The organism is Pelagibius sp., assembly GCF_028289705.1.
In the GTDB taxonomy this organism is placed as follows: Bacteria; Pseudomonadota; Alphaproteobacteria; order Kiloniellales; family Kiloniellaceae; genus Pelagibius.
Window position 1 is genome coordinate 48094 of the sequence record NZ_JANQOI010000086.1, and the last position, 21284, is coordinate 69377.

Genomic DNA, 21284 nt, shown 5'->3' on the forward strand with positions numbered 1-21284 from the left:
ACGGCGATGGAGGAAGAGGTCTATCGCAATTCCGGGATCGACAAGCGGGAGCTGAAGGCGCTGTCGCGCCGCAGCGACGCGAAGGGGCTGCTGCAGCTCGCGCGACACCTGGGGCTGCTGTCGGTCACCGGCGCGGCGGTTCTCCTGGCCGGCCATCCGCTGGTCTATGCCGCCGCGCTCCTCGGTCACGGCATCGCTCTCGCCTTTCTCTTCGCGCCGCTGCACGAGACGATCCACCGGACCGCCTTTGAGAGCCGATGGCTGAACGACGGACTGGCCCGGATTTGCGGCCTGGTGCTCCTGCTGCCGCCGTCCTATTTCCGGCTGTTTCACTTTCAGCATCACCGCTTCACCCAGGACCCGGAGCGCGATCCGGAACTGGCGCGCCCGGCCATCGACAGCCTGCGGGCGTATCTGCTTCACGTCTCCGGCCTGCCCTACTGGCGCGAGCGCATCGGCACCCTGTTGAAACACGCCCTGGGGCGGGTAGACGAGGGTTTCATTCCGGCAAGACAGCGGCGTGAGATCGCCAACGAGGCGCGGGCCTACCTGGCAGTCTATTGCCTGCTGGCGGGAGCAAGCCTCGCGGCCGGCTCAATGCTGTTGCTGGCGCTTTGGGTGCTGCCGCTGCTGCTGGGCCAGCCGGCGTTGCGGCTCTTCCTGATGGCAGAGCACGGGGGCTGCCCACGCAGCGCCGACATGCTGGTGAACTCCCGCACGACCCACACCCTTCGCCCGCTGCAGTGGCTGTCCTGGAACATGAACCGGCACAGCGCGCACCATGCCTATCCCGCGGTGCCGTTCCACGCCCTTCCGGATGCCGACGGCATGTTGGCCGGGCAGACTGTTTTCCGCAGTGAGGGATACATAGAGGTCCACCGCGCCCTGCTCGCCGCCCTCTGGCGGCGGAACGCGGAGCAGCCCGCGGCGTTCTGAACTCTCGACCGTCCTGGCTTTACTAAATTGTGGTAAAGACGGCCAGCAAGACTTTGATTTCAGGCGACATCCTCGTCGGCGACCAGCGCGGGGATCAAGCCGACGTCGCCGCGGATCTGGCCGCCCGTCCTGATCATGATCTCCGAGTAGCGGATGGTGCCGCTGACCCGCCCGGTCGCTTCGATGGTCAGCAGACCCCGCACCGTCAGTTCGCCTTCGGTCTGGCCGGCGACGGTTGCCGTTTCGACGCTCGCCTCGCCCTCGAAGACCCCGTCTTTATGAACCTTCAGATCGTCGGCTTCCAGCGCGGCCTCGACGCGCCCTTCGACAACCAGGGTGTGACAGGACTCGATCTCGCCTTTGACGAAAATGCCCTTGCCGACCACCAGGGTGCCGCCTGATTTGTCGTCCGAAGCCGCCTTCACCCCCGCTGCCTCGGCCTTCGCAAGGCCCAACACGCCCGCACTCGGGCGCACAGCCAGCGCCGGCTCGGCCGCGGTCACGGTCCGGCGCGGTTGAAATGTCTTTGCCATTGACGCCACGTTCTCCCAATCGGCGGCTGTGCCGCCCTTTCTCGTTGTGAGCCTAGGCAAGCACAGCTGGCGCTGGCTGACAAGGAGACCTTGGAAAAGGGACGTGGGTTAGGCGCTGGGCGCGGCGTCTGGCTTCGGGCGGGAGTAGGTCCAGGGACCCACCGGCAATTCGCTCTCGCGGCCGCCCAGCAGGAAGATGGCGCAGCCGATGAGGACGTCGATCACCCGGCCGTCGCTGGCAAGGGGCAGCAGCAGGCGTCTGATTCTCCAATGCTCCCGCCCCGCCACCAGCATGTTGCCCTCGCGGTAGCGCGGCCCACCGCCCCGCGCCACTTCGACGTGATGGGCGACCGGGATTGGGATACCGGCCTGTCGTTGGATCTCGGCGATCGACCGGCCGCGCAGCGGCATGGAGAAAGCATCCTCCACCAGCGTGCCCGCGAGCCGGAACACGAAGTCATCGGCATCGCCGACGACATCGAGTAGGAAGATGTTGGGCAGCAGGTCGGGAATCTCGACCGGATCGATGTCGCGCCGCGAGGGGATTTGTCCTTCGCGGCACAGTCCCTGCCAGTAGCCAAAAAGCCTTAGCAGCTTGTTGTCCGGCAGGTAAGCCGGATCAAAAGCCTCCCCCACGGCAACGCCCCTCATATACCCCCAACAGCGAGACTATATACTATATGTTGTGGCTATGGCGAGGCCAAAATTCCGCAGTGGCGGTCATGGGTAATTCCCCCTGCGGCACGGGCGTTTGCCGTAGCGGCGCCGGGCCGGTTGTCCGACCGCGAAGATGCTATGCCGACTTCCCGACTACACGCGGGGGCTCGAAGTCGACCTCCTGCGGACAGACCCGGTCCTGCGGGAAGTTGATGGTGACGCAGGTCCCCCGCTCGGCCTGACTGGTCAGCGTCAGGCTGCCGTCGTGGAGATCCACGAGCCGACGGGTCAACGGCAGGCCGAGCCCGGTGCCTTCGTATTTGCGGCTGAGCGAGGAGTCGACCTGCCCGAAGGGCGCCATCGCCTTGGCGATATCCTCCTCGGCGATGCCGATCCCCGTGTCCTCGACCTGAATGCGCAGGCCGCCGTTGCCGGCCAGTTGGGCACTCACCACCACGCGGCCGCCGGCGTCCGTGAACTTCACGGCGTTGGACAGGAGGTTCAGCAGGATCTGCTTGACCGCGCGGGGGTCGGCCCGCAGGCGGGGAAGCTTGGGCGGCACATCGAGTTCCAGCGTCACCCCCGCCTCCTCGGCCCGGTCGCGCATGATCCGGAACGACGACTTGGTCGCCGCCTCGAAGTCGATGGGCTCCTCATGAAGCTCGAACTTGCCCGCCTCGATCTTCGACAGGTCGAGGATGTCGTTGATCAGGCTCAGGAGGTGCGTGCCGCTGTCGTGGATGTCGATGGCGTACTCGCGGTAGCGCTGGTTGCCCATGGGCCCGAAGAGCTGATCCTTGATGATCTCGGAGAAGCCGATGATGGCGTTCAGCGGTGTGCGCAGTTCGTGGCTGACATTGGCCAGGAAATCCGATTTCGCGCGGCTGGCGAGCTCCGCCTCCTCCTTGGCGCTGCGCAGTTGGCGTTCGGCGCTGTAGCTGCCGGTCACGTCGTCATAGGTGGCCAGGGACCCGCCGCCGGGCATCGGGCGATGCAGAACGTTGATAACCCGGCCGTTGGACAGGAAGTCCTGCAGCTTGGCCTGCTTAACGCTGGCGGCAGCACCCATGCGGCGCTGGCGCATGGTGTTGGCCTGCTCCGGCGTCAGCCCTTCCAGCTTGGCCGTGTAGTCGAGGATCTCGACGAGATCGGTCCCCGGCTGGCCCATGCTGGCCGGCAGGTTGTAGAGGTCGAGGAAGCGCTGATTGCAGATGATCAGCCGCTGATTGACATCATACATGGCGAGGCCCTGAACCATGTTGTCCAGAGCGGCATCCAAGAGGACGTTCTTGTGACGCAGTTCCTCGCCGATGTTGCGCAGCTCGGTCTCGCGGCGGCGCAGCTCGGTGATGTTGGTGCTGATGACGACGAAGCCGCCATCGGCGGTGCGGCGTTCGGCAACCCTGAACCAGGCACCGTCGCGCAGTTCGAGCTCGAAGGGCGGGCCGGGATTGCGGAAGTGCTGCAAATGCTCCTCCACCCAGAGATCCCAGCGTTCGCCGGCCTGGGGGAAGTTGCCGGCGCTGGCTGCCGCAGTGACGATCTCCTCAAACCGCATGCCCGGCACCAGGAGGTCCCGCGCCCCGGCGTAGAGGTCGCCATAGCGCCGGTTGCACAGCACCAGGCGCTCGTTGGCATCGAAGAGGGCAAATCCGCCGGCCAGGGATTCGATGGATTCCCTGAGACGCTGCTGGGCAGCGGCGGCCGCCAGTTCGGAACGCCGTTCGCGGAAGATGAAGGCCACCAGCACGACGGTCAGCGAGGCCACCACGATGACCACCAGGATCAGCGCGCCGCGGAAGCGCTCCAGGTTGGCGGCCTCGGCCTGCAGGATGGCCAGGGCATTGCTGTTGGCCTCCCCGAACAGCTTGGCGATCTCCTGGCGCGCCGCGCCCACCCGCTCCAGAGCCAATTCCAGCACCACCTCGGAGTCCGGCGCCAAGCCCTGAACGCCGTCGCTCAGCCAGAGCTTCAGGTCGGCGGCCACCGGCTTCAGGGTTGCGTACATTGACGCGACCCCGATCTGGCTGCTGAACTCATAGGACTTGTTCAGCTCTTCGACGCGGCGCTCGATCAACTCGATGCGGCCGATGATGGCCTGCCGCCGCTCGGCGGTCGGCAGGTCGCGGGCCTGGCGGATGGCATCCTGCAGATAGACCAGGTCGTCGATCATGAAGACAACGTCCCGCTCCTGGCGCAGCACCTCCACCGGCAGAACCTGCTTCAACTGGGAGATGCTGGCTTCGACATAGAGCACGAGCGCGGTGGTGCCGATCAGGACGGCGGCGATGAACGCGGCCGGCCAGCGCGACAGCAGCGGGCGCTTGGTACTCTCTGTCCGGTTCATCTCAGTCCGCATCGCACCACGACATCCCTTTGCCTTGCGGCCGGCAGGGCCGCAGCGGCACTTGGGTCTTCTCTGCGCCCAACCCGCCCGACTCGTCCAAGGACAACAGGTGTGCGCCGATGTTGTTCGAAGTATCCTTAATCCACATCGCCGCCTCCCCCGCCAGACCGGTCCCTCGGACAAGCCTGACGCTACGGTGGACAAAGGAAACAAATACAAACAAATTCAAATATTTATCGTTTTTTCTTGTGACCCTATCTACTCGCATCCTAACAGTTTATTAATAGGCGGATGGCGTTAACAATTCGTAAAGGCGCCCCTGAGGCAGCAGGGCAATTTTGGGGCAAGTTCCCGCGCAAATGAGGAGAAAGCCTTGGATATCAGCAAGATTCCGGTCGGCACCAACCCGCCCTGGGACGTTAATGCGATCATCGAGGTGCCTATGGGCAGCGTTCCGGTGAAGTACGAGATGGACAAGGATTCCGGGGCGATCTTCGTCGATCGCTTTCTCCACACCGCCATGCACTACCCCCTGAACTACGGGTTCGTGCCGCACACCCTGTCCAATGACGGCGATCCGGCGGACATCATGGTGGTGAACGCCGTTCCGGTGATCCCCGGGGCGGTAATCCGGGTGCGCCCCATCGGCGTGCTGATCATGGAGGACGAGTCCGGCGAGGACGAGAAGCTGCTGTCGGTCCCGGTGGACGAGCTGCATCCCTTCTATGCCAACGTCTCCTCTTACCGCGGCCTGCCGCGCATCCTGCTCGATCAGATCGCCCATTTCTTCGCCCACTACAAAGACCTGGAGCCGGAGAAATGGGTGAAGGTGAAGCGCTGGGGCGAAGCGGACGAAGCCTGCAAGCTGATCGAGCAGGCCATTGCCCAGGCGGCCGCACAGAATGCCTGACGCCGGCGCCAGGGCGGACCTGGAACGGGCGCTCGCCGCTCAGCCGCGGCTCAGCCTGGCCCACCTGCCGACGCCCCTGGAGCCTCTGGACCGGCTCAGCGCCGAACTCGGCGGCCCCAGGATCCTGGTCAAGCGCGACGACTGCAGCGGCCTGGGACTGGGCGGCAACAAGACCCGCAAGCTCGAATTCCTGATGGCCGAGGCGCGCGCGCAGGGCGCCGACACGGTGATCTCGACCGGCGGGATCCAGTCGAACCACGTGCGCCAGACCGCAGCGGCGGCGGCCAAATTGGGCCTTGCCTGCGAACTCGTTCTGACCCGCGTGGTGCCCTGGGGCGGCGCGGACTACGAACTCAGCGGCAACATCCAGTTGGACCGCCTGTTCGCTGCGCGGCTTCATCTGCACGACGGCGATACGGACCGCGGTGCCGCGATGGAGGCGCTGGCCGAAGCGCTGCGGCGCGAAGGCAGGACGCCGTTCGTCATTCCCACCGGCGGCTCCAACACCACCGGGGCGCTGGGCTATGCCGCTGCGGCGCTGGAGCTCCATCGCCAGCTCGCGGAGCTGGACCTTCGTGCCAACGCCATCGTGCACGCCACTTCCAGCGGGGGCACGCAGGCAGGTCTGACCGCCGGCTTCGCCGCCCTCGATCCCTCTGTTGAGATCATCGGCATCGATGTCGATGCCAATCCCGCCGCGGTGCTCGCGGAGGTCCGTCGGCTCGCCCAGGCGGTCTGGGACCGGCTGGCATTGGACGGCCAGGTGCCGGAAGAGGCCTTCAGGCTCGAAAGCGGCCATGCCGGAGCGGCCTATGGCGTCCCAACGCCCGAGATGCGCGATGCGGTCAGGCTCTCAGCGCGGCTGGAGGGGCTTCTGCTCGATCCGGTTTACGGCGGCAAGGCCATGGCCGGGCTCATGGCTCTGGTCGCCGCCGGACGCTTCTCGGCGGCAGACCATGTCATCTTCCTGCACACCGGCGGCATGCCGGCGTTGTTTCCCTATCGCGAAGCCTTGGAGAGCTAGTGGAAAGCCAGGCGCGCGACAGCGGCAGGCGGTTGGTAGACCTGGCGCTAATCGCGGGCGAAGGACTTTTTCAGACGGTCCTGCCGTTCGAGAGCCAGGGCGTCCAAAAGCTGCACGGCGGAATCGTGCTCCTGCGACCAGCGATGCGGCTGTGTTGCCCGCAGGAGTTGGTTCTGCCGCTGGCCCTCCTCCAGGGCCAGCGATTCGGCCCTCGCATGCGCCGCTGCGAGCAGTGTGCCCCGCTCGCGGCAGAACTTGCGTTGCAGGCGCCGGATCAGGCTTGGCCTGTGGCCGGCGAGAACGCGCACGGCGCCGGCAACGTTCCTCGCCCGCCCCTCGACCAGCAAGTCGGCGATGTGCTGCAGAGCTTCGCTGTCATCGATTTCCGATCCCTTGGGCCGGCCGCGCCGTTTTCGCTGCATATCGGTCATGACTGGGCTCCTTGTGCTGGCCAATAGCGTGGGCCTCCCTACTCAAATTGGCAAGCGACAAGAATTACGTAGACCAAGAAAATCTGCGACAAAAAATACGGTAGAAAAGAAAAACGACGACAAAAAATAGCGACTCGTAGATTTCCTGCAGAGACCAAGCCTCTAGAGGAAATAATTCTCCTGAAGGACTATGGGCGACCTAAAAACGCACGCGGCCAAGACCACCCCCAGCTTGCGATACCCCGCAGGCGATACAACGCCATACCAACCGGCCGCGATCCCTGATAGCGTGCTGGCGCTGGCGGCATGGGGAGCAGGCGATGACACGAACGCGAAGCATCTTGTTTCTTCTGGTGCTGTTCGGGGGGCAGACCTTCGCGATCCAGCCAGCCCTGGCCGAGGCTCCGGCCCTGCAGCGCTCGGAGCGGGTTCTCCTGGAAACGATGAAAGCGCTGGAAATGGGTTCCCTGGGCCCGTCAGCCGCCCGGAAGACCTGCCGTGCCGAGGTCGCCGCGTCGAAGTCCGTGCGGTCCATCCGCGAAGTCTCGACAGGACTTTTCCAGGTCGCTGAGCAGGACGCGCTGGGCGCCTTTTGCGCTGCCCTGGTCGCCGCCGTCGAGTCCGGCCAACTCACCAGCGGTTTCATCGAAGGCTCCATGAGCGGAAACGACGAGGCTCGATCCCTGGGCGTGGGTCGTGTCATACGGGCGCTTTACTATGCCCACCGGCAGAGCGCCGCGCAGTCCGCCCAGGAGGCCCCGCGATGACGGCATCCGGCGGGAGATTGCCTCTGATGCGCCGCACGCCGGCGTCGACCCTGGTGGTCGCTGTCTGCGCCGTCAGCCTCCTCGGCTGCGCCACCCCGGAGAGTCCGCCGACAGAACGTTCCAGCGCGGGGTCCAGCCTGGTGGAGGTCATCGAGCGGGTGCGGGCCAACCCGGAACGGCGTGCTCAAAGCGTCACTGCCTGCACCCGATCCCTCCGCGATTCCGTCGAAGGGTTCAGATACGAGCCCTTCATGGCCGGCCTGTTCGACGTCCCGGTCGAGGAGGCAGGAACAACCTTCTGTAGCGCTTTGATCGAAGCCGTCATCTCCGACGCGCTCACCGCCGCCGACCTGGCCGTCTTCCGCCGGCCACGGGGCGAACGCAGTTACCAACCGCTTGGCGACCTCTTTCGTGAGCTTCTTGAGGCTCATGAACGGTTGGGGTCGCAGGAAGCCAAGCAGACTGGCCGAGCAATCGCAGCAGCCGGTCCCTAACCGCGGCCACGGGTTTTGCTACTGTCCCTGATGCTCGGCGAGGCCGCGGATGCGATGGCGGCCCTGCGGCCGGTGTTGACGGTCCTGTTGCTGGCCATGGCGGTCGATCTGGTGGCGGGCGATCCCAAGTGGCTGTACCGATGGCTGCCTCATCCGGTCGTGCTGATCGGCCGTGCAGTCGCCCTTCTGGACCGGAGCCTGAACCGCCAGAGCCTGGACCGGGATCGGCGGGTCGCCCTGGGCCTTCTGTGCACGGGGCTCGTGGTCATTGTCTGCGCCGTCGCCGGGTCTCTGATACACGAAGGGCTCCGCCATCTCCCCTTCGGATGGGTGTTCGAGGCTGTACTGGCCAGCAGCCTGCTGGCCTTCCGCGGTCTCTATGATGCGGTCCGCAAGGTCGCAAGGGCCCTTGGCGAGAGCCTTGAAGCCGGACGCGAAGTCGTGAGCCACATCGTCGGCCGGGATCCCCAGAGCCTGGATCAGGCCGGTGTCGCCCGGGCCGCCGCGGAGTCTGCAGCGGAGAACTTCTCCGACGGCTTCGTCGCCCCCGCCTTCTGGTTTCTGCTGCTCGGGCTTCCCGGGCTCCTGGCCTACAAGGCCATCAACACCCTCGACAGCATGATCGGCCATCGCAATGCACGCTATGAGGCCTTCGGCAAGGCCTCAGCCAAACTGGACGATATGGTGAACTACCTGCCGGCACGGCTGGCCGGTCTGCTGATCGTCGGCGCCGCGCTGCTGGTACCGGGCGGCAGTGTGCGGGGAGCCTGGCGGGCCATGATCCGGGATGCGCCGCGCCATCGCTCCCCCAACGCCGGCTGGCAGGAGGCCGCCCTGGCCGGCGGCCTGGATTTGGCCTTGGCCGGGCCGCGCCTCTATGGCGGACAGCGGATCGAAGACCACTGGATGGGCGACGGCCGGGCCGATCTCACCGCTGAGGACCTGGGACGCGTTCTGGATGTTTACCTGGCCGCCGGAGGCCTGCTGTTCGCCGTCCTTGCCGTCCTCCTGTTGCTCCTTTAGGGCTGGGGCTTCAACTGCAGCGGCAGGCCCGCCGCGAGGAAGACGACGGCATCGGCGGCCGCGGCCACCGCCTGGTTGAGACGCCCGGCGTGATCACGGAACTGCCGTGCCAAGGCATTCTCCGGAACGATCCCCAGACCGACTTCGTTGGAGACAAAGACCACTGGGCCAGCCAGGTCCGGCAGGCAGCGGACCAGGCGTTCTATCTCGTATTCCACATTCAAGTCGGCGAACATCATATTGGAAAGCCACAGAGTTAGGCAGTCGATCAGGATAAGACTCTCGCCGCTGGCCTCCGCCTCAAGCACCGGGACCAGACGCAGGGGTTCCTCCACGGTCCGCCAGCCCTCGCCCCGCCGTTCCCGATGCCGGCGGATGCGCTCCGCCATCTCCTCATCGCCGGCACCCGCTGTGGCCAAATAGATCCGCTGGCCCGCCTGTTGCTCGACCAAGCGCTCGGCATAGGCGGATTTGCCGGAACGCGCCCCGCCCAGCACCAGTGTTACTGGCGGAATTGAAACAGAGGTCATAGTCTTGTGGGCGCGGTTGGGATTCGCGAGAGTGCAGGCAACAACGTCAGTGTGATGGCCCTCAAAGACTCTGTCCACATTGGAGGGCCGCGAGAAGGCTGACTGATCGCGGCGCGAAACCGAAACGCGGTCTCCGGGACGGGCACCGGGTGCATGGCGAATTCCGGTCGACTGACAAAGAAAACAAACGCCGAAGGTGGGGGTCGTTGGATGAGTGTTATGGTGTTGAGACAAGCCGAAGAACCGAGCCGCAGACAGCGGCTCAGAGCCGTCTGCCTGGTGACGGCAGCCTTGCTGCTTCCCTCGGCCGCGCTGGGACAGGATGGCGCTCCGGGGACAGCCAGTGCCACCTTCTACACCCAGCCGAATTTCGCCGGACCGTCGAAGACCCTGACCCTGCAGGCCGGTCAGCCCTATCAGGCGATCCCCTTTGTCGGCGACGAACTCAACGAACAGATCCGCTCCGTCAAAGCGGATCCCCAGATAGGCGTGATCCTCTTTCAGCGGCCCTACTTCGCCAGCCGCGACGATGCCTGCGGGCCCAACCTCGGCACCCGCGAGAACCCTCGGGCCTGGTGGCAGGGACTGACGGCCGATCTGGTGCCGCCGCGCGCCCTGCCCTCGGACCAGCCCTACGAGGCAGCCGAAACCCCGGACGACGACTATTCCTCCGTCATCGCCTACCGCCGTGAGCTGGGGCCGCCGCCGGGCTTCCTCCTGCTCGAGCGGCGCAGCTACTACAACCGGGCCTGCGAGCGCTCGGACGAACAGAGCTACTTCAACCGCCTCTTCGTTCCGGTGCCCAACCCGCCGCAGCGCGAGGCCTGCATCGAGCTCTCCCTGCCGGCCAGCAGCTATGGCGCCGGCGCGGACGCACCGCGGTTTACGCGCATCTCCGAGGCGGTGGCCCTGCTGCCGGAGAGCTTCGATCGGCGCTATGCCGGGATCGACCATCGCTTTGTCGCCGCGCTGTTCACCGGCGCCGGCTGCAACGGCCCTTCCATCACCCTAACCAGCCGGGAAAGGGGCGCCCCGGCGCGCTACAAGCTGAAGGATTTCGAGTTCAGCGGCCGGGTCAGATCGGTCCTGATCCGCTATCAGCGCGGGCCGCTGGACAAGCATATGGACGCCCCGGCGGTCGCCGCAGCCCCGGCGCTCGTTCCCTCACCCTCTTCCCCAGCGGCCCCCTCGGCAGCCGCTGCCGGCTCCGGCACCGCCACCGCGCCGGCACCGGCGCCCAGCGGATCGACGGCCGGCGGCCTGCGCCCGCAGAGCGCCCAGCCACAGCCGGCGGCGCCTGAAACCGCAGGCGGCTTGCAGCCGCAGCCTCCGGCTCCGAGCAGCGCCCAGTCCGGCGGCCTGCAGCCGGCACCGCCGACGGCCCCGGCCCAGCAGCAGCAGGCGCTGCAGCCCGCCCCCCAGGTGCAGCCGGTGCCGGTCCAGCCGGCGGTTACGCCGCCGCCACGGGCACCCGCGGTCCCGCAGGAGGAGACCTTCCGCTTTCCCGTCCACCAGGTCTATCGGCTGAACTTCTGCATCGAGAACGACCAGGGCTGCGGCGATCCGGCTGCCAACGCTTGGTGCAAGGCCAAAGGCTTCAGTACCGCAGCGCGCTGGGCGCGGGAAGACAACATCGGGGCGCTCTACCCGACGGTCTTCATCGGCAGCGGGTCGATCTGCGACAAGTTCCTCTGCGACGGCTTCGAGGAGATCACCTGCACGCGCTAGAAGGCTGCGCAGCGGCCTCGAACGGTCAAAAAAAGGGCCCCGTCCGTGTCAGCGGAGGGGGCCCTTGGCGGTCAGCCGGTTTCAGGCGTCAGGCGTTGGCCTTCCGAATCTCCAGCATCAGCATCGCCAGCGAATAGGACGGCGCGGGCGGCGCGAGGTCGTCCTCGACACGGTCGTGGTCCTGGCGCTCCACGGGCAGCGGCATGAACTCTTCGGTTTCGAACGCGCGCGGCGATGCCAGGGCGGCCGCAGGGGCCTGCACCGTCGGTAAGGCGCTCAGCAGCTCGCCGGGCTCGAAGGCGGCCCAGGCCGGCGGCTCGATCAGGTCGGCGACCACCGCGGCAATGACCGTGTTGGGTTCCGGCCCCTCCTCGCGGCGCGGCCCGCCTTCGGGGAGGGGGGCCAGGGTAACGCGGGCGCCCGGCTCCGGCGACACTGCGCTCACCTCTTCCTCGATCACCTCTTCTTCCTCAATGACCGCGCCCTCGCCGGCCTCTTCCTCAACGGCTTCCTCTTCAAGGGGGGCACCGGGGATCAGCAGCGGGATCGGGCCACTACCACCGCTCGCCGGCATGTCCTCTTCGCTCTCCATCGGGGCGGGCGGCCTCACCACCGAGGCCTTGGGCAGCACCTCTTCCGCCGGGGCCGGCTTTCGGCTGTTGTCAATCAGGGGCAGAGCGGGTTCCAGCGAGTGTATGGCGACCGGCTCCGAAGGCCGGACGATCGCCTGGGGCGCAAGCTCCGGTGCTTTGGGCAACGGCCTCAGCGGCTCGCTGCCGCTCGCCGGCAAGGCGGCCGTGGTGGCCGCGTAGGCCGCCTCCAAGTTACTCAGGACCGTCTGGTCCGCCGCCGGATCGACCGCCGCCTCGGCCAGCACCTCGATGGCCTCGTCACGCTGACCGTTGAGGGCCAGGGAGAGACCCAGGTTGTTGCGCGCCGAAAGGTCGGAGGGATCCTGCTCCAGGGCAAGACGGTAGAGCGATTGGGCGGCCTGATGCTCGCCGGCCTGGTCGCGGATGATCCCCAGGGCGTTGTAGGCCCGCGGGTCCTGCGGGTCGTTGCGGATGGCCCGATCGAACTGCGCTGCCGCCTGCGCGGTCTGACCGGCATGCATGTAGATCTTGCCGAGACGGTAGAGCGCTTCCTGATGGCCGGGGTGCTGGGCCAGCAAGGACGTATAGGTCTGGGCGGCCGCATCGGCCCGGTCGAGGGCCTGGAGCAGAGAGGCAATGCGCATCAGCACTTCGGGGTCTTCCGGGCTCAACTCGTGCGCCCGCGCGCAGAGCCCCAGGGCCGTCAGGTGTTTGCCCTCCTCCGCCAGGCGGTCGCAATAGCGCACAAGCCTCTGCGTCCGGCTCGCATCGTCGCTGCCGAAGTCGGCGGGCGCGTAGGCTGACCCGTAGGGCGTGGCAGCACAGCCGGCCAGGGCACCGACCAGGGCCAAAGCACCCATCAGCCGCAACAAGGGCCGCAACAAGGGCCGCAACAAGGAACGTCCGAAAGCTGCGTCTAACATACCTGAATCTCCGCATCCCGGCGGAGAGGCGCCGCTGGTGTCCTACGTGACGACACCCGGCCATCCCCGCCCTACCCTATGGAAAAGGCTGGGAGGGAGTTTAGGCGGTGGGTGCTTAAGGGAAGGCTAAGGCATTCAAAACATTTAAGAGATTTCAATCTGAAGCCTGCCTAGAGGGTCCCACAACAAAAGCTCAAAGCTGTGACAAAACTCATTCTTAATCTCTCTGTGTGATCCTAGTGTCATTGACATGTAGTCATGCAGGATTCAGCAAGATGCTCGTTCGACTCATCCTCTTCATCTACTTCGCCCTCTGGGGCCTCTCCAGCCTGATCGAAGCGCCAGGCATCTCCTAAGCCTGGACCCCGCAGCGGAACGGGCAAGCCCGCATTCTCCGCCGCCGCCTCGCCACAGGCCCCCGATCGGGACCCGCCCTCCCCGGCCGCCAGGCCTGTTCCGGCTCAAATTCTGACCCGCCGAAGCTGCCCTTCGCGAAGACTTCTCAAATTAGCGCGACCATTCGCGTCAACTTGCGGAGAGCTGTGACAAGGCTGTGTTTAGGGCTGGAGTCTTGCTGCCGGCGGGGTGAGTTTTACTCTCGCTTAATCATTATTACCTAGCCTCTGAACCTGCGATGCGGGAATGGATCCCGGTGGTGCGAACGGGAGTGGTTCATGAGGACTCAAACAACGACAACAAGGTACCCGGGGAGCGGCGACGCCACCCTGGCCTCGGAAGCGAGGTCCAGTCGGCCGACCAGGCGCGCGCAGTCCGGAACCCGGGCAGGACGCTTACAATCTTGGAAGACCACCCTCTTCCAGAGCCTTGGGAGGGAGCTGCATGCCCTTCACTGCATGCAGCAGGAGCGGGCCTTTCTGGCCACCTCCCATGGTCTGAACTATTGCGATAAGACGGCCCGGGCCAGCGCCGCGCTGCACTGACGGCGGACGATCGGCCCGGCGCGCGATTGGATCGCCGTCTCCGGTGAATGTGGGTATCTAGCCTGCTGTAAGAGAGGGTCGCCTTCGGGCGGCCCTTTCTTTTGCGCTCACCGCTGGCGAATACGACATGGATGATCGTTTATGACGCTGCCGATGGCACCGCGATCCGCTCAGTTGCAGCCGTAGGCGCTCCACATGGTGTACTTCAGTTCGCCGGCGACGCAGGCCCAGTAGATCTCGGAATCCCAGTCCGCGCTTTCGTAGCCGCAAGCCGTTTCGACAATCTGCAGGATGCGCCCACAGACGCGATGCTGATGCCAGGGCTTTGCCTCCAGTGCCGTCTGGCCAAGGCGGCCCGGAGGCTCGCCCAGGTCGCGTGAGACGACGGTGAAGCCTTGGTCGCGCAACCATTGCCCGAGAGACCATCCGGACTCGCCTGGGTCGGAACCGCCTTGACCGACGAGCAGGAGCGAAAGCAGCAACAGGCCGGCGGCCGACGCCAGCGTGACCAACAAGAGACGGGGCTGATTCCATGGACCCGGAAGCGTCCTTCTGGGGGCTTCCAGCCTCTCCTCGGCATTGACCATGCGACATCTCGATCCTTGGGGGAAAGGACACGCGAAGTCTAGCGGCAGGCTGCTTATGAACGGGTTAACCGGGCCGCCATCGGCAAGGCTTTCGCCGCTGCGGAATTGTCCTATTCGCCTCCGGTGAGGTGGCGGATGACGTAGACCTCGCAGCGCGCGGTGTCCTGGCCCTTGACCGCATAGACCAATTCGGGAACGGCAAAGCCCTCCGGGTCGTAGAGGCTCCAATGCCCGCCGACGACAGCACCGTGGACGAAACCGCCGAGACGCACCACCAGGAAGCGATCGCGCTTCTGCCGGAAGCGCCCATCGCGGCAAAGCGCCGTCAGGCCGCGGTCGAGATCGAACTCGCGCAGCGGCCGGTCGGTCTCCAGCAGCAGGTGGGAGCCCTGCCTGACGTTCACCGGCCGCTGCGGCAGGGCCGGCGGCTGCAGCGGTACCTGCAGCAGCGGTCTCGGCGGAGCGAGCGGCTGACGCGGTTCCTCGGCGACGGCGGTTGCGCCGAGGAGGCATACCAGGAGAAGGCCGATCAGATAGCGTGCGCTTCCGGACATGGGCCGAGCCTAACGCCACCGCCTTACCGGAACGTCAAGGCCCCCGGACCCTGCAAAAAAAGAACGGCCCGCCGGAGAGGCGGGCCGTCCGAACATCCAGGAAGAACGATCCTAGTTCAGATAGTCGTATTGACCATCCTTCCACTCATAGAACACGTAGCCAGGAGCCGTCACATCGCCCTTGGCGTCGAAGCCGATGTTGCCCAGCACGGTGTCGAACTGGTTGGACCGCAGAGAGGCGATCACCGGATCGAGGTCCGTCTTGCCGGCACTTTCAACCGCCTGGGCCCAGGCCTGGATGGCACCATAGGTGTAGAGGACATAACCCTCCGGTTCGATGCCCTTGTCGCGGAACACCTTCACCACCGGTGCGGCCACCGGGTTCTTCCGGGGATCGGGGCTGAAGGTCATCAGGGTGCCTTCACCGGCATCGCCGGTGATCGACCAGTACTCATCCGTCACCAAGGCGTCGCCGGACACCAGCAGCGTGTCCATGCCCTGGTCGCGCATCTGGCGCACCATGAGGCCCGCTTCGGTGTGATAACCGCCGACGTAAAGAACGTCGATGCTGTTCTGCTTCAGCTTGGAGACCAGGGCGGTGTAGTCCTTCTCGCCCGCGGTGTAGGCTTCGTAGAGCGCTTCGGTCACGCCCGCCTTGTTCAGGTTCTTGCGGGTTTCGTCCGCCAGGCCTTTGCCGTAGGCGGTCTTGTCGTGGACGATGGCGATGTTCTTGGCGCCGAACTTCTCGGCCAGGAACGCGCCCGCCACTTCACCCTGCTGGTCGTCACGCCCGCAGACGCGGAAGACGTTGTCGCCGCCTTCTTCGGTCAGCTTGGGATTGGTCGAGGCAGGAGAGATCTGCAGAACGCCCTCTTCCTCATAGACCTGCGAGGCGGGGATCGACGAGCCGGAGCAGAAGTGCCCGGCCATGAAGACGACACCCTTGTTGACCATCTGGTTGGCCACGGCCACCGCCTGCTTCGGGTCGCAAGCATCGTCGCCGACCTCAAGGACCAGTTTCTGGCCCAGCACGCCGCCGGCGGCGTTGATGTCGGCCACCGCCTGCTCGGCGCCGGCCTTCATCTGCTGGCCGAAGCTGGCATACTGCCCGGTCATCGGCCCGGCGGTCGCAATGACGATGTCCGCCTTGGCCGCCGAGACCGACAATGCCGTTACGGCTGCGGCAGCCATAAGCACAGTGGAAAGTCTACGCATTAAAAGGTACCTCCCGTCTAGCTTGAAATCCCTGTTGTGCACATTGACCGGGCGTGGTGGTCGAGCGTCCGACACCCCCCGGGTCTTGCCTTATCGGCAGACAGCTTAGGCAGGCCCGCCAGAGCCCGCAATCCCTCTTGTTTCCGCCGGTTCACGCCCCGATCACCCCGGTCCGCCACGCCGCTCGCGCCAGCCGAAGGGCCCCGCCCGCTCGTAGATCCAGGGGTACTGGGTGACCATGCTGCGGGCCCGCGTCAAGCGGTAGGACAGCAGCGTGACGCTCATGATGACGGCGGTGTCGATGAGGTAGCCGCTGAGCGACAGCAATTCTCCTCCGAACAGACTGAACACGATGAAGCGGTCGGCGAAGCCCAGAAGCAGCGAATAGCCCACGGCCTGCCAGACCGGGCGCCAGTTGGCGCTCAGCGCCTGGCCGGTCATGAAGGCGGCCCCCCCGGCAAGGAAGACCGTCACGCCGATGAAGACCGGCAGGCTGGTTCCCAGCAGCGGAATCATGCAGCCCTCCCCTCTGAGCGGCGCCGGTCTCCCGCCATGGCCTAGTGCCCTCCCTCGAGATAGGCCGCCCGCACCTCCGGCATGGCCAGCAGTTCATCACCGCCGCCACTCAGGGTGATGCGGCCGTTCACCATGACATAACCGCGGTGGGCCAGCTTCAGGGCGTGGAAGGCGTTTTGCTCGACCAGAAAGATGGTCGTGCCCTGCTGCTGGTTGATGTCCTTCAGCACCGCGAAGATCTGCTTGACGATCAGCGGCGCGAGGCCCAGCGAGGGCTCGTCCAGGAGCAAAAGCCGCGGCCGGCTCATCAGCGCCCGGGCAATGGCCAGCATCTGCTGCTCACCGCCGGAGAGCGTGCCGCCACGCTGCTGCTGGCGGTCCTTCAAGATGGGAAACAGCGCGAAGACCCGGTCCAGGTCCTCCGCGAAGTGTTCGGGCGGCGCCACGGTCGCGCCCATCTGCAGGTTCTCCATGACCGTCATGCGCGGGAAGATCCGCCGCCCCTCCGGCGACTGCGCCACGCCCAGGCGGACGATGTCATGGGCCAGCATGGTGGTGATGTTTTCGCCATCGAAGTGGATGCTGCCGGCGGCGGCCCGCGGATTGCCGAAGATGGTCATCAGCAGGGTCGACTTGCCGGCACCGTTGGCGCCGATCAGGGTGACGATCTCGCCGTGCTGAACGTCGAGGTCGACGCCGCGCAAAGCCTCGATGTTGCCGTAGAAGGTGTGAACGCCGGCGACCGATAGCATGGTCATGTCAGCGCCCCTCCCCCTCGCCGCCTGGCGGCGCCTCGCCCGCCAGATCGGCCGCCACCTCCGGCGGGATCTCGTCCTCTTCCTCCTCGCCGAGGTAGGCGCGAATCACCGCCGGATCGCCGCGCACGAATTCCGGCGTGCCGTCAGAAATCTTGCTGCCGTAGTCCAGCACGACGATGTGATCGGAGATCTCCATGACCACGCTCATGTCGTGTTCGATCAGGAGCAGGCCGATCTGGTGCTTTTCCTTGATGTAGGTGAGCAGCGCGTTGAGCTCCGCCGATTCCCGCGGATTGAGCCCGGCCGCCGGCTCGTCCAGGCAGAGCAGGACCGGGCGGCTGCACATGGCCCGCGCAATCTCCAGGCGCCGCTGCGCGCCGTAGGGCAGATCGCCGGCGTTGTCGTCGGCGCGGTCGACCAGATTGACCTGCTCCAGCCAATAGCGCGCCCAGTCCACCGCATCGCTCTCCGCCTGCCGATAGCCGCCGATCCCGAGAAGGCCGAAGACCGAATAGCCGGACGCCCGCATCAGGGCGTTGTGCTGGGCGACGATCAGGTTCTCCAGCACCGACATGGCGGGAAAGAGGCGGATGTTCTGAAAGGTCCGGGCGACGTGGGCCTTCTGCGCGATGCGGAAGTCGTCCATCCGTTCGAGCAGGAACTGGCGCTCGCCGTGATCGAGGCTGAGCCGCCCCACCGTCGGTTTGTAGAACCCGGTCAGACAGTTGAAGAGGGTCGTCTTGCCGGCGCCGTTGGGGCCGATGATGGCGGTGATCTCCGCGTCCCCGGCGGCGAAGGACACGTCGTTGACCGCTACCAGGCCGCCGAAGCGCATGGTGAGATGCTCGACGGTCAGGAGAGGCCGCGCACCGCTGGGAACGACAATCTTTGGGCTCATCGGGGCGGCTTCGGCGAGACTCATGGTCCGCCCCCCTTGGCGGCGGCACCCAGGCGCAGGGTCGGATCGCGATGGGCCAGGAGCCCGCGCGGCCGCCAGACCATGATGGCGACCATGGCACCGCCGAAGGCCAGCATGCGGAACTGCTCCAGCTCTCTGAACAGCTCAGTGCCGCCGATCAGCAGCACCGAGGCGATCACGACGCCGATCTGGCTGCCCATCCCGCCGAGCACCACGATGGCCAGGATGACCGCCGACTCGACGAAGGTGAAGCTCTCCGGCGAGATGAAGCCCTGGCGCGTGGCGAAGAACGATCCGGCAAAGCCGCCGAACATGGCACCGATGGCAAAGGCGGTGAGCTTGGTGTTGGTCGGGTTGATCCCCAGAGAGCGGCAAGCGATCTCATCTTCGCGCAGCGCTTCCCAGGCGCGGCCCACCGGCAGCCTGCGAATGCGCATGGTGAAGAAATTGGTGATCAGCGCCAACGCCAGGATCAGATAGTAAAGAAACACGATGCGCTGCATCGAGGTGTAGTCGATGCCGAAGAAGGTATGGAAGGTATCGCTGCCTTCCTGCACCCGCCGTGAGAAGGGAAGGCCGAAGAAGCTGGGCCGCGGAATCCCCGATAGACCGTCCGGACCCCGCGTCAGTTCATACCAGTTCAGCAGCACCACCCGGATGATCTCGCCGAACCCAAGGGTGACGATGGCCAGATAGTCGCCGCGCAGGCGCAGCACCGGAAAACCGAGCAGCACCCCGAAGAGGGCGGCAAAAAGCCCCGCCAAGGGCAGGCAGATCCAGAACGAGAGATCGAAGTGAATGGCGATCAGGGCGTAGGAGTAGGCCCCCACCGCATAGAAGGCGACGTAGCCGAGATCGAGCAGGCCCGCCAGACCGACGACGATGTTCAGCCCCCAACCCAGCATGATGTAGGTCAGCACCAGCGTCGCGATGTCGACGATGTAGCGGTTGGAAAACGGCATCCACGGCAGGGCGACGGCGAAGATGAACAACAAGGGACCGGCGATCCGCGCCACCTTCTGGACACCCGCGCCGATACGGTCCATGGTCGCTTCGCGTTCGGCCCGCCGCGCCGGGCTGCGCGTTTCGCGCCTGAAGGCCAGAACGAAGCGGCCGATGAAAACGGCGGCGACTGCAATGACCACCCATTCCCAGCGATACTCAAGGCCGAGGCCGCCGGGAATTGTGACGGTCCGCACCCCGACGACTGAGATGGCAAGACCGAAGGCCACAAAGGCCGCTAGACCGGCCTCCTTGAACAGGGCCTGAAGGTCGACGCCGTCGATGCTGCCGGCCCGCTTACCTGCTTCCACGGCCATCGCTCAGACCTTCTCCACTTCCGGCCGCCCCAGCAGACCGGTGGGACGGAAGATCAGCACCAGCACAAGGATGGAGAAGGCCGCCACGTCCTTGTATTCGATGGTGAAGTAGGCCGACCAGAAGGTCTCGATGAGGCCGATCAGCAGACCGCCCAGCATGGCGCCGGGCAATGAGCCGATGCCCCCGAGGACCGCCGCGGTGAAGGCTTTAATGCCGGCCAGGAAGCCGATGTAGAAGTCGATGACGCCGTAGTAGACCAGGAACAGGATGCCGGCGACCGCGGCCAGGGCGGCGCCGGTCACGAAGGTCAGGGAAATGGTCCGGTCGACGTTGATACCGAGCAGCCCGGCCATGGTGCGGTCCTGCTCACAGGCGCGCTGCGCGCGGCCCAGCGGCGTGCGTGCGATGATCATGGCGAAGGTCGCCATCAAAGCGACAGTCACAAGCACGATCAGGATCTGCACATAGCTGAGCTGAACGACGAAGGCGTCGGTTTCCATCAGTGTGATCCCGCCCTGGATCACCGGCGGCATCGGCCGCACCCGGGCGCCCTGCAAGATCTGCACGTAATTCTGCAGGAAGATTGACATCCCGATCGCGGAAATCAGCGGCGCCAGCCGATGGGATCCGCGCAATGGTCGATAGGCCAAGCGTTCCACCGTCCAGCCGTAGACGGAGGTGAGGAGCATGGCGACGATGAGGACGATGATGAGCGCCAGCGGGACCCAGGTGATCCCGGCAAGGCCCAGAATGAGAAAGGCGATCAGGCCGACAAAGGCACCGATCATGAAAATGTCGCCGTGGGCGAAATTGATCATCCCGATGATGCCATAGACCATGGTGTAGCCAATGGCGATGAGGCCGTAGATCGCCCCCAGGGTGACACCGTTAATCAACTGCTGAACAAAATACTCCACGCGTCCCCCGTGCTCTGGGGCTTATGCCTTGCCCTTGCTTTTCGTTGGTTCGTTCAGGCGCAGCGCCTGCACCCAGCAGACGCCGTGCCGCCGCCTTCCCAGCCCCCTGTTTTCTTTTCTGCCGCGAACCTTACGACAATTCCGGCAAGGGTCAAACGCTATCCCCGTCCCGCCCCCGAAGGTCTCTCAGGGCCCCTTGCGCAAGCCCTCGGCAGCAGGCCATGCGTTCTCCGCATGGCTATGTTGCGGCGCCGCATTCCAGTTGCAATCCACTGAAATCGGCGTAGATTCCTTGTTGTGCACCGCAACATAAGGTGCCGTATAGGGAGGTGCTCGGAAGAAACGCCACAGGAAGGGAGTTTCGACGTGAAGCACCAAAGCCAAGACCAAGACCTGACATCGAATTCGCGCCCTCTCGGCGCCGCCGACGACGGCGACGGCAGAATCGAATTCACAATCGACCCCGCCCAAGTGGACCGCTACATCGCTGAGGCCCAGCGCATGCGGGCCGCGGCCATCCGTGCCTTCTTCAAGTCGCTTTTCTCCCGGCGTCCCTCGGCACCGAAGGCGGCGGAGAGCAGCGCCGGACCAGCGCCGGCCGCCGGAAATCGGCCGCTGCACGCCTGAGCCCTTCGCCCGGCAAGACATCACCATAGCCGGA

The 21284-nt window shown here is 65.6% G+C and carries 22 protein-coding genes; 8 read left to right on the plus strand and 14 right to left on the minus strand.

Annotated features, from left to right (window positions below):
- Nucleotides 1-6: 6 nt before the first annotated feature.
- On the plus strand, nt 7-936 hold the full coding sequence (locus Q0996_RS10510) for a fatty acid desaturase (RefSeq protein ID WP_299618755.1): 930 nt from the start codon (nt 7-9) through the stop codon (nt 934-936).
- Between the two features lie 59 nt (nt 937-995).
- On the opposite strand, the gene Q0996_RS10515 is transcribed toward Q0996_RS10510, so the two are convergent.
- The 3 genes from Q0996_RS10515 to Q0996_RS10525 all read right to left on the minus strand — a co-directional run bounded on the left by Q0996_RS10515 (nt 996) and on the right by Q0996_RS10525 (nt 4473).
- On the minus strand, nt 996-1469 hold the full coding sequence (locus Q0996_RS10515; RefSeq protein ID WP_299618758.1) for a polymer-forming cytoskeletal protein: 474 nt from the start codon (nt 1467-1469) through the stop codon (nt 996-998).
- Between the two features lie 108 nt (nt 1470-1577).
- The gene (locus Q0996_RS10520) at nt 1578-2105 is read right to left on the minus strand and encodes a PAS domain-containing protein (RefSeq protein WP_299618761.1); all 528 of its coding nucleotides are present in this window, start codon (nt 2103-2105) and stop codon (nt 1578-1580) included.
- A gap of 157 nt (nt 2106-2262) precedes the next feature.
- Nucleotides 2263-4473: a PAS-domain containing protein gene (locus tag Q0996_RS10525; protein ID WP_299618764.1), complete on the minus strand. Its 2211-nt coding sequence runs from the start codon at nt 4471-4473 to the stop codon at nt 2263-2265.
- A gap of 373 nt (nt 4474-4846) precedes the next feature.
- On the opposite strand from Q0996_RS10525, the gene ppa reads away from it, so the two are divergent.
- Complete coding sequence (gene ppa, locus Q0996_RS10530; protein WP_299618767.1) at nt 4847-5383, plus strand: inorganic diphosphatase; 537 nt, start codon at nt 4847-4849, stop codon at nt 5381-5383.
- Entirely contained in the window at nt 5376-6407 is a 1032-nt protein-coding gene (locus Q0996_RS10535) for a D-cysteine desulfhydrase family protein (protein WP_299618770.1), read from the plus strand. The genes ppa and Q0996_RS10535 overlap by 8 nt, the downstream gene beginning before the upstream one ends.
- Nucleotides 6408-6454: 47 nt before the next feature.
- On the opposite strand, the gene Q0996_RS10540 is transcribed toward Q0996_RS10535, so the two are convergent.
- Nucleotides 6455-6838, minus strand: a complete 384-nt coding sequence (locus tag Q0996_RS10540; RefSeq protein ID WP_299618773.1) for a hypothetical protein — start codon at nt 6836-6838, stop codon at nt 6455-6457.
- 320 nt (nt 6839-7158) lie between these two features.
- Here Q0996_RS10540 and Q0996_RS10545 point away from each other — a divergent pair, with 320 nt between their 5' ends.
- Genes Q0996_RS10545 through cbiB form a run of 3 tightly spaced genes read left to right on the plus strand, consistent with a single transcriptional unit; the run spans nt 7159 to nt 9122 of the window.
- Nucleotides 7159-7605, plus strand: a complete 447-nt coding sequence (locus Q0996_RS10545; protein WP_299618775.1) for a hypothetical protein — start codon at nt 7159-7161, stop codon at nt 7603-7605.
- Nucleotides 7602-8099, plus strand: a complete 498-nt coding sequence (locus Q0996_RS10550; protein WP_299618778.1) for a hypothetical protein — start codon at nt 7602-7604, stop codon at nt 8097-8099. Before Q0996_RS10545 ends, Q0996_RS10550 begins: the two co-directional genes overlap by 4 nt.
- Nucleotides 8100-8114: 15 nt before the next feature.
- The gene (gene cbiB / locus Q0996_RS10555; protein ID WP_322096683.1) at nt 8115-9122 is read left to right on the plus strand and encodes an adenosylcobinamide-phosphate synthase CbiB; all 1008 of its coding nucleotides are present in this window, start codon (nt 8115-8117) and stop codon (nt 9120-9122) included.
- On the opposite strand, the gene cobU is transcribed toward cbiB, so the two are convergent.
- Nucleotides 9119-9652, minus strand: coding sequence for a bifunctional adenosylcobinamide kinase/adenosylcobinamide-phosphate guanylyltransferase (cobU, locus tag Q0996_RS10560; protein ID WP_299618781.1), 534 nt, complete (start codon nt 9650-9652; stop codon nt 9119-9121). The genes cbiB and cobU overlap by 4 nt on opposite strands.
- A 219-nt stretch (nt 9653-9871) precedes the next feature.
- Here cobU and Q0996_RS10565 point away from each other — a divergent pair, with 219 nt between their 5' ends.
- The gene (locus Q0996_RS10565) at nt 9872-11380 is read left to right on the plus strand and encodes a hypothetical protein (protein ID WP_299618784.1); all 1509 of its coding nucleotides are present in this window, start codon (nt 9872-9874) and stop codon (nt 11378-11380) included.
- Between the two features lie 88 nt (nt 11381-11468).
- Here the strand turns inward: Q0996_RS10565 and Q0996_RS10570 are convergent, their stop codons facing one another.
- The 9 genes from Q0996_RS10570 to Q0996_RS10610 form a co-directional block, all read right to left on the minus strand.
- Nucleotides 11469-12896, minus strand: coding sequence for a tetratricopeptide repeat protein (locus Q0996_RS10570; RefSeq protein ID WP_299618787.1), 1428 nt, complete (start codon nt 12894-12896; stop codon nt 11469-11471).
- Nucleotides 12897-14007: 1111 nt separating this feature from the next.
- The gene (locus Q0996_RS10575) at nt 14008-14424 is read right to left on the minus strand and encodes a hypothetical protein (RefSeq protein ID WP_299618790.1); all 417 of its coding nucleotides are present in this window, start codon (nt 14422-14424) and stop codon (nt 14008-14010) included.
- A 110-nt stretch (nt 14425-14534) separates the two neighbouring features.
- Entirely contained in the window at nt 14535-14978 is a 444-nt protein-coding gene (locus Q0996_RS10580; RefSeq protein WP_299618793.1) for a hypothetical protein, read from the minus strand.
- Nucleotides 14979-15089: 111 nt separating this feature from the next.
- Nucleotides 15090-16193: a branched-chain amino acid ABC transporter substrate-binding protein gene (locus Q0996_RS10585; RefSeq protein ID WP_299618795.1), complete on the minus strand. Its 1104-nt coding sequence runs from the start codon at nt 16191-16193 to the stop codon at nt 15090-15092.
- A gap of 162 nt (nt 16194-16355) precedes the next feature.
- Entirely contained in the window at nt 16356-16709 is a 354-nt protein-coding gene (locus tag Q0996_RS10590) for a DUF6867 family protein (protein WP_299618798.1), read from the minus strand.
- 41 nt (nt 16710-16750) lie between these two features.
- Nucleotides 16751-17461, minus strand: coding sequence for an ABC transporter ATP-binding protein (locus Q0996_RS10595; RefSeq protein ID WP_299618855.1), 711 nt, complete (start codon nt 17459-17461; stop codon nt 16751-16753).
- 7 nt (nt 17462-17468) lie between these two features.
- The gene (locus Q0996_RS10600; protein ID WP_299618800.1) at nt 17469-18365 is read right to left on the minus strand and encodes an ABC transporter ATP-binding protein; all 897 of its coding nucleotides are present in this window, start codon (nt 18363-18365) and stop codon (nt 17469-17471) included.
- Nucleotides 18366-18385: 20 nt separating this feature from the next.
- A complete protein-coding gene (gene livM / locus Q0996_RS10605) occupies nt 18386-19705 on the minus strand; it encodes a high-affinity branched-chain amino acid ABC transporter permease LivM (RefSeq protein ID WP_299618803.1) in 1320 nt (439 codons plus the stop codon).
- A gap of 3 nt (nt 19706-19708) precedes the next feature.
- Entirely contained in the window at nt 19709-20623 is a 915-nt protein-coding gene (locus Q0996_RS10610) for a branched-chain amino acid ABC transporter permease LivH (RefSeq protein ID WP_299618806.1), read from the minus strand.
- A 366-nt stretch (nt 20624-20989) separates the two neighbouring features.
- Here Q0996_RS10610 and Q0996_RS10615 point away from each other — a divergent pair, with 366 nt between their 5' ends.
- Complete coding sequence (locus Q0996_RS10615) at nt 20990-21250, plus strand: RSP_7527 family protein (RefSeq protein ID WP_299618808.1); 261 nt, start codon at nt 20990-20992, stop codon at nt 21248-21250.
- Nucleotides 21251-21284 lie beyond the last annotated feature (34 nt).